The sequence below is a fragment of the Shewanella sp. S1-58-MNA-CIBAN-0166 genome (assembly GCF_040310085.1).
In the GTDB taxonomy this organism is placed as follows: Bacteria; Pseudomonadota; Gammaproteobacteria; order Enterobacterales; family Shewanellaceae; genus Shewanella.
Map to the genome: position 1 here is coordinate 130,868 of NZ_JBEOPN010000009.1, position 14,164 is coordinate 145,031.

Annotated in this window: 6 protein-coding genes and 1 pseudogene; 5 read left to right on the forward strand and 2 right to left on the reverse strand. The window is 43.0% G+C overall.

The genetic code is table 11. The annotated features are described in order from the left end of the window. Positions 1 to 21: 21 nt before the first annotated feature. The 4 genes from AAEY99_RS07945 to gcvP all read left to right on the forward strand — a co-directional run bounded on the left by AAEY99_RS07945 (position 22) and on the right by gcvP (position 6,108). On the forward strand, positions 22 to 1,245 hold the full coding sequence (locus AAEY99_RS07945) for an FAD-dependent oxidoreductase (protein WP_351009945.1): 1,224 nt from the start codon (positions 22 to 24) through the stop codon (positions 1,243 to 1,245). 232 nt (positions 1,246 to 1,477) lie between these two features. After that, complete coding sequence (gcvT, locus tag AAEY99_RS07950) at positions 1,478 to 2,572, forward strand: glycine cleavage system aminomethyltransferase GcvT (protein ID WP_335690766.1); 1,095 nt, start codon at positions 1,478 to 1,480, stop codon at positions 2,570 to 2,572. An 82-nt stretch (positions 2,573 to 2,654) separates the two neighbouring features. Continuing rightward, complete coding sequence (gcvH, locus tag AAEY99_RS07955) at positions 2,655 to 3,044, forward strand: glycine cleavage system protein GcvH (protein ID WP_101086035.1); 390 nt, start codon at positions 2,655 to 2,657, stop codon at positions 3,042 to 3,044. Between the two features lie 175 nt (positions 3,045 to 3,219). Beyond that, positions 3,220 to 6,108, forward strand: coding sequence for an aminomethyl-transferring glycine dehydrogenase (gcvP, locus tag AAEY99_RS07960; RefSeq protein WP_351009948.1), 2,889 nt, complete (start codon positions 3,220 to 3,222; stop codon positions 6,106 to 6,108). 616 nt (positions 6,109 to 6,724) lie between these two features. Here the strand turns inward: gcvP and AAEY99_RS07965 are convergent. Further along, positions 6,725 to 7,189, reverse strand: a pseudogene (locus AAEY99_RS07965) (IS4 family transposase); the annotation flags it as partial. A gap of 319 nt (positions 7,190 to 7,508) precedes the next feature. Here AAEY99_RS07965 and hhe point away from each other — a divergent pair. Continuing rightward, positions 7,509 to 13,214 carry a DUF4011 domain-containing anti-phage protein Hhe gene (gene hhe, locus AAEY99_RS07970; protein ID WP_351009950.1) on the forward strand — a complete coding sequence of 1,902 codons (5,706 nt, stop codon included), beginning with the start codon at positions 7,509 to 7,511 and terminating at the stop codon, positions 13,212 to 13,214. 628 nt (positions 13,215 to 13,842) lie between these two features. Here hhe and AAEY99_RS07975 read toward each other — a convergent pair. Further along, positions 13,843 to 14,100 carry a hypothetical protein gene (locus AAEY99_RS07975; protein ID WP_351009953.1) on the reverse strand — a complete coding sequence of 86 codons (258 nt, stop codon included), beginning with the start codon at positions 14,098 to 14,100 and terminating at the stop codon, positions 13,843 to 13,845. Positions 14,101 to 14,164: the final 64 nt, after the last annotated feature.

Below are 14,164 nucleotides of genomic sequence, written 5' to 3' on the forward strand. Positions count from 1 at the left end.
ATTTTAAGGTAAGGATTGACCATGTTTTCAACTAAAACTTATGATGTTGCCATCGTCGGCGGTGGTATGGTTGGGCTTGCAACCGCAATCGGTTTAGCCAATGCCGACCTTAATGTGGTGGTTATCGATGCTGGCACAACCCAAGCGGTCAGTGGCGAGCCTAAATTACGCGTTAGTGCGATTAACAAAGCCAGTCAGCAATTACTTGAAAATCTCGGCGCGTGGCAATACCTCGACGACAGCCGTGTTAGCCCTTACCAAAAAATGTCGGTGTGGGACAAAGACGGCCTAGGCAAAATTGAGTTCGACGCTCACAGCATCAGCGAAGCCTATTTAGGCTCGATCATAGAAAACGATGCCATCAGTTATGCCCTTGCCAAACGTGCCAGCGAAATAAGCAACATTACCTATATTGAAAACCAACGTCTTGAGCGCGTAGCCTTCGGCGAGCGCGAAGCTTGGCTAACCCTAGCCAATGGCGACAATGTCAGTGCCGCCGTAGTGGTTGCCGCCGACGGAGCCAACTCTTGGGTGCGCCAACAATGCAGTATTCCGCTAACATTTTGGGACTACGGCCACCATGCTATTGTCGCGACTGTGCGCACCGAACTCGCTCACGACGCCACCGCCAGACAAGCCTTTTTACCCGGTGGTCCATTAGCTATGTTGCCATTGTATGACGACAATTTATGTTCCATCGTCTGGTCGGTATCGCCCGACCAAGCCGAACAATTGTTAGCATTAGACGATATAGAATTTGGCAAAGCGTTAACTGCCGCGCTAGATGGCCGTTTAGGCATGTGCCAGGTGATCAGCGAGCGTCAATCATTTCCGCTACGGATGCGCTATGCGCGCCACTTTGCCCGCCATCGATTAGTACTGGCAGGTGATGCAGCTCATACCATTCATCCGTTAGCTGGCCAGGGGGTTAACTTAGGTTTTTTAGACGCCGCCAGTATCATCGAAACCTTTACCGAACTGCATGAGCAAGGTAAAGATTTAGGCGAATATAGCCACTTACGAGCCCTTGAACGTTGGCGTAAAGCAGAGGCGATGGAGATGATTGCCACCATGGAAGGCTTTAAAAGACTGTTTGCCGGCAGCAATCCGCTTAAAAAAGCCATGCGCGACATAGGCCTAACCCTAGTTGATAATGTCGCTGGGCTGAAAACAGTGTTCATCAAACAGGCTATGGGTAACAAAATGACATTACCTAAACTTTGTCGTGAGCCAATTTCATCATAGCTAATGTAGAAACTCGTTTAATATCAGTCTACACAGTTAAATTGGCGTTTTTATTGTAAAAGATTATGTAAAAAAATTACAACAATAGATTAGCTAAACTAATGCGACCGGACTCGGATTAGAAAAATTTTTTGTATACAAATTAGGTCTGCGGAGTATAATTTTGTTCGCATTTTATCAAATACCTACATTAGATTAAGACCTAATTAAAGGCCCAAAAAAAGGGATAATAATGGCTAGCAAGACTGTACTTTTTAACAAGCATTTAGAATCTAAAGCCAAAATGGTTGATTTCCACGGTTGGGAAATGCCGATTAACTACGGCTCTCAAATCGAAGAACATCACGCAGTACGTCAAGACGCAGGCATGTTCGACGTGTCGCACATGACCGTAGTTGACGTTACCGGCAGCGATGCTTGTGCCTTCTTACGTAAGTTACTTGCTAACGATGTCGCCAAACTTACCGTACCTGGTAAAGCCCTTTACGGCGGAATGCTAGACGAAAACGCTGGCATCATCGACGACCTTATTACCTACTACTTAACCGACACCCATTACCGCGTGGTGGTTAACTCCGCTACTCGCGACAAAGACCTCGCCTGGATCAACAAACAAGCCGCAGCATTTGATGTTGTGGTGACTGAACGTCCAGAGCTTGCGATGATTGCTGTGCAAGGTCCTAATGCTAAAGCCAAAGCAGCTACTGTATTTTCTACCGAGCAAAATGCTGCCGTTGAAGGCATGAAGCCATTCTTTGGTGTGCAATCAGCCAGCTTATTTATTGCTACAACCGGTTACACCGGCGAAGCGGGCTACGAAATTATTGTTCCAGAAGCCGAAGCCGAAGCCTTATGGCAAGCACTACTAGATGCAGGCGTTAAGCCATGTGGTTTAGGTGCACGTGACACATTACGCTTAGAAGCGGGCATGAACCTGTATGGTCAGGACATGGACGAGTCAATTAATCCATTAGCCGCTAACATGGGCTGGACAGTTGCGTGGGAGCCAAGCGAACGTGACTTTATTGGCCGTGATGCACTTACCGCCATTAAAGCGGCTGGCACAGACAAATTAGTCGGCTTAGTCATGGAAGAAAAGGGCGTATTACGCCACGATATGGCAGTATTTTTTACCGACGCAAACGGTGTTGAGCATCAAGGTGTGATCACTAGCGGTTCGTTTTCGCCAACATTAGGCTATTCTATTGCCATGGCCCGTGTGCCTAATGGTATTGGTGCTGTAGCTGAAGTTGAAATGCGTAAAAAGCGTGTTAACGTAAAAGTCATCGCTCCAAGTTTTGTACGTAACGGTAAGCAAGCTTTCTAACGACTCAATAAAATGAGTTGTGCTTTACCTAAAAAGAATTTATTTGTTAAGTATTAGAACATCAGATTAAGGAACAACGATAATGAGCACTATTCCAGCAGACTTGAAATATGCATCTTCACACGAATGGATCCGTAAAGAATCAGACGGTAGCTACACAGTAGGTATCACTGAGCATGCTCAAGAGCTATTAGGCGACATGGTATTCGTAGAATTGCCAGAAGTTGGCGACACAGTCACAGCCGGTGAAGACTGCGCAGTGGCTGAATCAGTTAAAGCGGCATCAGACATCTATGCACCTATTTCTGGTGAAGTGATTGCCGTAAACGAATCTTTAGAAGATTCGCCAGAGCGTGTTAACAGCGACGCATTTGGTGACGGTTGGTTCTTCCGTGTTATGCCTTCTGACGAATCAGAAGTGGATGCATTATTAGATGCAGACGGTTACCAAGAAGTGATTGACCAAGAATAAGCGCCAATGACGCAGGAAGCTCCCTCGGGAGCTTCTTTGTTATGTGCAGCTAAAAAAAATGACGAGCGCGCAACATAATAAACCCTAAACAGGTTATTCACGTATTACCCATTTTCACCCTAATCCAGTTCTGTGCCCTACCGCCATAACTGGTCGATTTGGAACAAGGTTTAACATGACCAAGCAAACCCTGACACAACTAGAACAACACGAGTTATTTCTAACACGCCACATTGGCCCAAGTGCTGAGCAGCAACAAGAAATGCTCAACTTCATTGGTGCAGAGTCGTTAGAAGACTTAACCGCGCAAACCGTTCCTGGCAAAATCCGTTTACCACAAGACCTCACCATCGGTGACTCGTGTGGCGAAGCCGAAGGTATTGCCTATATCCGCAACATAGCAGACAAAAACAAAGTCTTTAAAAGCTATATCGGGATGGGTTACTACGGCGTGCAAGTGCCAAATGTTATTTTGCGTAACGTGTTCGAAAATCCAGGTTGGTACACTGCTTATACTCCATATCAGCCAGAAATCGCCCAGGGCCGTTTAGAAGCAATTTTAAACTTCCAACAAGTGTCAATGGACCTAACCGGTCTTGACCTTGCATCAGCCTCATTACTGGACGAAGCAACCGCCGCGGCAGAAGCCATGGCCCTTGCCAAGCGCGTGTCTAAAGCTAAAAAAGCCAACATCTTCTTTGTTGCCGATGACGTATTCCCACAAACATTAGACGTAGTGAAAACCCGCGCTGAATGTTTTGGTTTTGAAGTCGTTGTTGGCCCAGCAAGTGAAGCGGTAAATTACGAGTTATTTGGTGCCTTGTTCCAGTACACCAACCGTATTGGCCAAATTACCGATTACACTGAGCTATTTGCCACGCTCCGTGACAACAAAGTCATTGTCACAGTAGCAGCCGACATCATGTCGTTAATGTTACTTAAATCACCGGGCGCCATGGGCGCAGATGTCGTATTTGGTAGCGCGCAACGTTTTGGCGTACCAATGGGATACGGCGGACCACACGCAGCATTCTTCGTTGCCCGTGACGAACACAAGCGTTCAATGCCAGGCCGTATTATTGGTGTGTCAAAAGACACCCGCGGCAACAGCGCATTACGTATGGCCATGCAAACGCGCGAGCAACATATTCGCCGCGAAAAAGCCAACTCAAACATTTGTACCGCGCAAATTTTATTAGCCAACATGGCGTCGTTTTATGCGGTATTCCACGGCCCACAAGGCTTAAAAACCATCGCATCACGCATTAACCGTTTAGCCGACATTTTAGCGGCAGGCTTAACAGCAAAAGGCTTAACCTTAGCTAACACCACTTGGTTTGACACCATCAGTGTTAAAGGTGCCGACGTTGCCGCCATTAATGCCCGCGCCATAGCTGCGCAAGTGAACTTACGTATAGATGCAGACGGCGTGTTTGGTATCAGCTTAGATGAAACCACTATCCGTACAGATATCGCAGACTTATTTGATGTTATCCTAGGCGCAGGCCACGGTTTAGATATTGCAGCACTCGATGCCGACATCGTTGCTAATGGCAGCCAGTCAATTCCAGACGCGCTAGTACGTCAAGATGCGGTATTAACTCATCCAACGTTTAATCGCTACCAAAGCGAAACCGAGATGATGCGTTATATCAAGCGTCTCGAAAACAAAGATTTAGCCTTAAACCACTCAATGATCTCGTTAGGTTCATGCACCATGAAACTCAACGCCGCAGTGGAAATGCTACCAGTAAGCTGGCCAGAATTTGCTAACATGCACCCATTCTGCCCGCTAGATCAGGCACAAGGTTACACCCAGTTAATTAACGAACTGTCTGAGTTTTTAGTTAAAATCACCGGTTACGATTCTGTGTGTATTCAACCAAACTCAGGTGCGCAAGGCGAGTACGCTGGCTTATTAGCGATTAAGAAATACCACGAGTCTCGCGGCGACGCGCACCGTAACATTTGCTTAATCCCACAATCAGCTCACGGCACTAACCCAGCATCGGCACAACTTGCCGGTATGAAGGTAGTGGTTACTGCGTGCGACAAGCAAGGAAACGTTGATTTAGAAGACTTACGCACTAAAGCAGCAGAACTTGCCGACAGCCTTTCATGCATCATGATCACGTACCCATCGACTCACGGTGTTTATGAAGAATCAATCCGCGAAGTATGTGAAATCGTCCATCAATATGGCGGTCAAGTGTACCTAGACGGCGCAAACATGAACGCACAGGTTGGTTTAACATCACCAGGCTTTATCGGCGCAGACGTATCGCACCTTAACTTACACAAAACCTTTGCTATCCCGCACGGCGGCGGTGGTCCAGGTATGGGCCCAATTGGTGTTAAAGCACACCTTGCGCCATTTGTAGCAGGCCACACAGTGATTAAGCCAGGCCGCGAAAGCGACCATAACGGCGCCGTATCTGCCGCACCTTATGGTAGCGCCAGCATTTTGCCAATCAGCTGGATGTACATTAAGTTGTTGGGCACTAAAGGGGTTAAGCAATCAACCCAAACTGCGCTATTAAACGCTAACTACATCATGAAAAAGCTACTGCCTCATTACCCAGTATTATTTACTGGCCGTAACGACCGTGTTGCCCATGAATGTATTATCGATTTACGCCCATTAAAAGAAACCTCAGGCGTGACCGAAATGGATATCGCTAAGCGTCTAAACGACTATGGTTTCCATTCACCAACCATGAGCTTCCCGGTAGCGGGTACGTTGATGATTGAGCCTACTGAATCTGAGTCTAAGGTTGAGCTAGACCGTTTCATCGAAGCGATGATTTCTATTCGCGGTGAAATTACCAAAGTAGAAGCAGGCGAGTGGCCAGTGGACAATAACCCACTGCATAATGCTCCTCACACCCTAGCGGATATTATGGACCCAGAGTTCGATTCACGTCCGTACAGTCGTGAAGTGGCCGTATTCCCAACGGCAGCGGTTAAGGCGAATAAGTTTTGGCCGACGGTTAATCGTATTGATGATGTTTATGGCGATCGCAACCTGATGTGTGCATGCGTCCCTCTATCAGACTACGAATAATTGCTGCTTAGTCTCGCTATTACGGCGTTGAACCTCGGCTCCAGTGCTCATTGACAACAGTCAACTCCGCGCTAGAGCCTTCGGTTCGCCTTGTACTAGCTTCGCCAGCGACGCAATTATGGTGGTAGTGGGCTTCAATTGAGCTCCAAATATTTAAAAGCGACCGCAAGGTCGCTTTTTTGTTTTACTCTCGGCAGTAACGCTATTTACGCTTCAATTGTAGTTTTACAATAGCTCGAAATAAGGAGTTTGACACCAGTCAACTCCGCGGCGAAAACCTCAAACTTCATTGTCTTATCATCGCCAGCGACGCAATTATGGAATAGTTAGCTTCATTTGAAGTTTTAGAATTTAAAAGCGACCGAAAGGTCGCTTTTTTGTTTGTGTCACACCAGAAGAGTTCTAAACACACCTCATAGCGGTATTGTTTATATTTACGTCATTCCGGCAATGCTTTTGAGCCGGAATCCAGGTGTTGGCCTATGTATTTAGTGTCATACAGTTTATTTAACTATAGTTAACAGCTACTACGATACTTGAGATAAACACTAAAACCTATAAATGGAAAAGCATTAAAACCTATAAATGGTATGACATTAAAACCTATAAATGGCATGAGGATATGATTAAGTTTTTTCAGAAATGGTAGATGAGTTTTAGGCTTCTCTTTTTTGTTTAGCGGATGTATTTCTTCATAAAGTGTCAATGAGCGCCCTTGAGCCGCCAAAGATGCTCGAATGAGAAAATGCTGCTTACGGTCATCAAGATCTGACCAATCGATATGAATGATTGGTTGCTTCATTTTTCCGACGAGCAAATAGGTCATACGGGTGTATATGAACTCGATATCACGATGTAAGTGACCATTACTACAGAGCCTATCCACACGTTTAATCTTATGTTTTTCCATGGCTTGATTCTCAATATCACGGCCAAGTCCTGTGATAGAAAGCGAGCCACCGTTCATTGAGCTTTCAATGGCAGCAAACAAACTAAAGCGGAGTGTTTTGTGCGTTTTTTACGTTAACAGGGGCGGGGGGACAAGTGAGAGGCATTTTGATAAAACGTGTTTCGCATTCATGGCATTTACTCGTGGTAATTTTTGTTTGGCGATAAATTTGATCACCAAATGCCATGAATGTTCCTCAGTTGTTAACCTATATCATTATTTTTATTCATTCTTTTGTGGGGAACCCTCAGACTCTAACCCCCATTTATTTAGTGTACATATCGACAATCAGATTCGACTATAAAGTGGCTAAGGTTAGGTGGCCTTTCCATAGTTTGCTAATGAAGAGTAATATTGAAACTAGAATCACGGGTGTCTCATATAGTGATTGAGTCTGCTGTCTGGTTCATCTTTGCGAGCGATTAAGAATATTTGGTACTAAAGCGAAATCATGAACAATTTACCAGCTTCCATTCAGGCTGCTTTAGCAAAGACCACTAACCAGACCGCGAAAGAGTTAGCTCATGAATGTGATGTCGATAAAAAATCAATTAATCGTTGTTTATATTATGATTTAAAAGACAAAGTTAAAATAAACGCATATTATCAATGGACTTTGGTAGACAGAAAAAAAAGTTCTGTAGTAACAATGCCTGTAAAAGGCAACAACAAGGAGTGTAACGATACTATGGAAAGCCAGGCAGTTAAATCCTCAAACGATAATTTTGCTTTTGATTCACTGCAATCTATTAGAAATAGGTTATTAGATCTCACTGGACGAAATCGTCTCCTCAATTTCAAGCATGGTAAAACCGGATTTATTCGGGTTATTGATGAGATGCCCGACCAGCTTGCTAATGAACTTCTTGAAGGTCACCAATTTAAATTTATGCCAATAGACGAGCCCAAGAGGGAAGAACTCATTGAGCATGGTTATATTGTCATTGATGACAAGGGGCAGGAGGTTCGAATCAAGGCAGACCCTACGGCAAAGGAATGGGCTAAGGTTCAAGGGCTAAATACCAGCTATGAACTGCCCTTAAGTACCAAAACTAAAGACACTAAGCATAAAGACTCTAATATACAGTCAATGATCTACCCTAGAGAGTTAGAGGCACAGCTCAGGAACATCAGATCTAAAGCAAACACGGCAATAGAGGAAACGGGCGCGAACATTCTGTACCTTGCCTTTGGTTTTCTTGAGTGGTTTGAAGATGAAAACTCTGATGTAGTAAGACAAGCTCCTTTGTACTTAATTCCTGTAAAAGTTGACAGGGCTTCGCTAGATAAAAACGTCGGAACGTATACTTATACTGTTGAGTATACAAGCGAAGATATTATTCCCAACCTATCCCTAAGTGAAAAGCTTAAACATGACTTTCATCTACATCTGCCTGAAATCGAGGATGATTTTTTACCCGAAGAGTATTTTGATCTTGTAGAAAAGAAACTAATACAGCATAAACCACAGTGGAAACTGAAGCGCTTTTCAACATTAGCCATGTTTGATTTTGGTAAGTTGCTAATGTATTTGGATCTGGATCCAGATCGTTGGCCACAAGGTGCCAATAACATTCAAAATCATAGTATTTTGCAAAAGTTTTTTGCTAAAGAGGGTGCTTATAATGGGGAGTCAGGGACTTGCTTTGGTAAAGAATATGCTATCGATAAACTAGCTGACGTTCATGAACGTTACCCATTGATTGACGATGCAGATAGTTCTCAACACAGTGCGTTGGTAGATGCAATAAAGGGTAAAAATATTGTTATTGAGGGACCTCCTGGTTCTGGTAAATCTCAGACAATTACAAACCTAATTGCCGCCGCTATCTCACAGGGTAAAAAGGTTCTCTTTGTCGCAGAGAAAATGGCCGCATTGCAAGTCGTAAAATCTAGGCTGCAAAGGGCAGGTCTAGGAGACTTCTGTTTAGAGCTGCATAGCCACAAAACCCAAAAGAAACAGGTTTACGAGAATATATCTCAAAGAATCAACAAGCAAGATGAGTATCGTTATCCATCTTCGATAGAGATCGATATTCAAATGTATGAAGAGAAAAAGCAGGCGCTGAGTGACTATGCAGATTTGATTAATAGTCTCTGGAAAAATACTGGTCGCACGATCCATCAAATTTTCTCAACAGCAACACGATATCGAGAAGAGTTTGGAAGTATTGCAGTAGAAGAGATTAAGCCTGAACATATTACAGGCCAAAGCTTTGATGAAATTTCAGCGAGAAGGACTACCGACGATCTTAAACGGTATGCCGATGTTTATAAAGAGGTTAAAACCCAACTCGGTCTTAATGCGCAGCTAATCGAACATCCTTGGTTTGGTGTCTATAACAAATCGATCCAGCTTTTTGATAGTGATGAAATTTGTATATTATTAAAAGAGTGGAACGCCTCAATAGGGTTGTTATCAAATTCAATTGAACCGTTAAATAAGCAATTAAACACCTCAGACATAGAAGATTGTAGTTCATTAGATTGCATATTAACGGACTATAAAAATTTGCCTGTGATAACAGGTAAAGAACACGTACCAGCTCTCTGCTTGATTCAGGATTATGAATATAACGCTATGATTTTGCTCCTCAATTGTTATGAGCAAGCGAAGGTGCTATATGAAATAATCTTTCTTCAATTAGATGAAAAACTATTTGATGATATGGAACTTTTGGATTCCATTGAGCGCTCACGTGAGAACTTATCTCAAATATGTGTAAATGATGATGTTCATCTCGCAGTGAGCTATCAGTTTTTGCAAAGCTTAAATTCGTTAGTAACAATCTTTAACTCCTTAGCTGAAGATCTGCAGACAGTTAAAGACCAAGATCAATCGTTAGATAACCATTTAAAGCCTTCCTGTAATGGCCTTATGGAGTTAAATGCTTACCTTGGTCATATTAACTCGTTAGACCGATTATTAGTAACGCGTAGACACGATTTATTCGACAATGAACTATTAGATCAGTGTCTACCGCAATTGGAAGAACTTCTTCCTCAGATGCAAAGTTTGCACAGCAATCTTTCAGAGCACTTCAACTTAGACGCTCTGCCAAGTATTAATGAGCTCCGAGAAATCAAACGTGTTCTTTCATCAGCGGGCTTTTTTTGTTGGTTCAGTGGTGAATGGAGAGCCGCTAGAGCTAAACTACTGTCTCTTGCTAATGGTTTAAAACCGAACTTTAAGTCTTTATCACAAGAAGTTAAAAACCTCGTCGTATATAGAAGACTATTGGAAAAACTGAATAATGAGCCCGCATATCAATCGCTGCTTCAGCATGAATACAAAGGTATCAACACGCCGATAAAAGAACTTATCAGCATCCGGAATTGGTATAAGCACGTTAGAGACTCATATGGCATTGGTTTTGGTAAAAAGGTAGTTTTTGCAACATCTCTATTTGCAACTGACGCTGAAACATTTAAGGGGCTTAAACATCTAGCATCCACGAAAACGTTAACAGAGTTAAGCCATTTTTTTGAGCTTCACAAATCATTGGGTAACGTATTTAAACACCCAATATTTTTTGATATACAAATTGATTTTGGGGATGTAAAAGAGGGAGTAAATGCGCTAGCCAATCAATTGCATAGAGATATTAAAAATACTCAATCAGTCTGCAAAAACGATCTCACTTTAACAACGTTACAGCAGGGGTTAAAACAAGTTCGTGAATTTAATGCACTAGAAAAGCAGATACAGGAGAACACTGTTTGTACTGTTCTATTTGGTTCTGAGGTGTCTTTAAGCGCAAGATCGAACTGCGAGCAAGCAGAAACAATAATACGTTCGACACTCCTGCTGAGTGAAGCCATATCCAAGTTAGTGTCTAAGCCATTACAGAAATACCTTCTCGAGAATGCTAGCAGTGATAATTGCCGGCAATTTGAGGTTCATCTAAAAGCCATTGAAGCCGCGTATCAGGTTTATCTACAATCACGCGATAAATTTGCTGACAGGGTTGATTTAGACGGTAAAGCTTGGTTCAAAAAAACAGACGGAACATTTGTTTCTTGGATCAATCGTAATCAACAAGCAATAGACCAACCTAGATGGCTCAGTACCTGGATTGATTTTGTGCGTATAAGAACTTCACTCTCTGATAAAGGGTTAGAAAATCTACTTCGCTACACCGAAACCGGAGCACTAAATCTTGATGATATTGAAAAGATATATACCTATTCAGTGTTTGATATTCTCTCAAGAGAGATCATCAGTGAAAAGCAAGAATTAGCATACTTCTCTGGTGCAGAGCAAAATGCAATCCGTAAGCAGTTTGGTGACTACGACAATAAGTTAAAGACGCTACAGCAAGAAAGAATTGCATATCAAGTAGCGCAGCATGGCATTGAGCAAACGGTAGCCGGAGTGACGGGTGGGCGAGTCAGCTCATACACAGAAATGGGGCTTATTAATAATGAGATTAATAAGAAAACCCGTCATGTACCTGTTCGCCAGCTAATCAACAGAGCAAGTCAGTCTCTCGTCGCTTTGAAGCCCTGTTTCATGATGGGGCCACACTCGGTTGCGCAGTATTTAGCACCAGGTCAGATAGAGTTCGATATCATCGTGATGGATGAAGCGTCGCAAATTAAGCCTGAGGATGCTTTAGGTACTATCGCCCGAGGTAAGCAGTTAGTGGTGGTGGGCGATCCTAAACAGCTACCTCCGACCAGCTTTTTTGAAAAAACCATAGAGGTCGATGACGAAGACATAACGGCTATTGAGCAATCTGAGAGCATTCTTGATGTCTCATTGCCAATGTTTAATGCAAGGCGTTTACGCTGGCACTATCGTTCTCGACACGAGAGTTTGATTGCATTCTCTAATCAGCAATTTTATGACAGTAATCTTGTGGTATTCCCATCACCATCAAGTAAGAGTGATGAATTTGGGATTAAGTTTACCTATGTAAAACATGGTCGTTTTGTTAACCAACACAACATCGAAGAAGCAAAAGTGATTGCCGAAGCGGTGCGCAAACATCTGCTGCATCGACCTACTGAATCTTTAGGTGTGGTCGCTATGAGCGCCAAGCAGCGAGAGCAGATTGAGCGCTGTGTTGAGGAACTGTCAAAAGATGATGTCATTTTCCGAGATGTATTAGCTGAAAACGCTAACTTAGATGAGCCTCTGTTCCTTAAGAACCTTGAAAACGTGCAGGGTGATGAGAGAGATGTTATCTATATCTCATGTACTTATGGCCCCCAAGAAGCGGGAGCTGCACAGATGCCACAGCGCTTTGGGCCCATAAACTCAGCCGCTGGTGGTCGTCGACTGAATGTACTGTTCACTCGTTCCAAAAAACGCATGCATGTATTTAGTTCTATGACCGAAGGTCACATATTGGCATCAGATACTTCCAGCCCTGGCGTTCATGCACTGAAGAGCTTCTTAGCCTATGCCCAAACGGGTAAACTTGCGCAGCAAATTCATACCGGAAAACAACCTGACAGTGATTTTGAAATTTCCGTAATGAATGCCTTGAAGCTTGAGGGGTTTAACTGTGTACCGCAAGTTGGCGTCGCTGGTTACTTTATTGATCTCGCAGTACAAGACCCTGGGCAACCTGGTCGCTATCTGATGGGCGTTGAGTGTGACGGTGCAACTTATCACTCAGCTAAATCAGCCAGAGATAGAGATAGATTACGACAATCAGTGCTTGAAAGCCTCGGCTGGAATATTAAGCGTATCTGGTCAACAGACTGGTTTAAAAACCCACAAGCGCAGCTTAAGCCCATTATTGAGTTACTTCATCAATTAAAGACTGAGCCACTTCAGCATGAATTTGATGAGTTAGAATCAGTCGAGAATGAGCTTATTGAAATTGAGCAAGTTATTGAACAGGAAGAACTACAGCTTCAATCCGTTGAAGATTATTGTAATAGTGACGATTCTCTAGCCTCAAAACTCGAGAAGTTCGAACAAGCTGTGATTTCTCCATCGAGTGATGACGTACCATTAGCACGCAGACTGCTGCGTCCAGCGATGATCGCTGCATTGTGTGAGTTCAAACCTATCTCCAAGAGTGAATTCCTAGAGATGATACCTTCTTATCTACGAAACGCGACCGAGTCTGTGCAAGGTGAATATCTTGAACAGGTCCTTAATATTATTGCGGAAAGTGAGCAAGATATGGATGCCGTTTGATAAACTAACGGTGAAGTATTGAGTAAGTGGAAGTAAGTGAGAAGTAAGACTCTGATCCATTTATTACTCGTGGTAATATTTGTTTGGCGATAAATTTGATCACCAAATGCCATGAATGTTCCTAAGTTGTTAACCTATCTCATTATTTTTATTGATTTTTTGTGGGGGTTCGTCAGTTTCTGACCCCATTTATGACATCATGGCTTGCCTTATTGAACTATGCCAACCTGCACCGGATATCGACAACCTGTTACCCTGGAATTTCAAAAAGTAGGTGTAGTTGCCTAGACGCTTACTTTATTCTTAATGATTTAAACAATAGATGCGAAAAGGTCGCCATGGGGATTGATCCAGCTTTTAACTTCGTTTGTAGTCTGCTTCGGCCCATCTTACAATAAAGAGTAAAAATGCTAACGCTTCCGATGGGAATCTATGTGAATGGATTTACGAATGTCGTGATGGCATGGTCAATGATGTTCCCGATATCGTAATGATATTTCCCATATCCATATGGGCCAGATGCCAAAGATCGACCTGTACCGCGAAAGCTAGCCTGACGTCCTGTCAGGCTCACGCTATTTTCTTCAACGGCCTCAAAATAAAAGGAAACTTTTGCTCAATGCCTTTTCTATTCGCACTTTCTATATTTTTCAAAAAAAGTATATTTATACATTTCAATTTCAGAAAGAATCACTTGAATTATTTTATTTTTTGAGAGGCTACGAATATCTGTATTTCCATTATCATTAAGTTTTAAATTGGTTACACTTAGAATAAGTTCAGCATGTGGATCTTCTTTAGATAAAAAACCATGAAAATCAAAGTTTACTTGGCAACTCCCTTTAAAATCTAAATGATCTAATTGGTAGTAAGCGGCGTTTTTCAAGACAGTTGTCGCCTAAATTGTTAAGCAGCTTCTTTATGTTGCTCTGGATTTAACGCCACAGCGC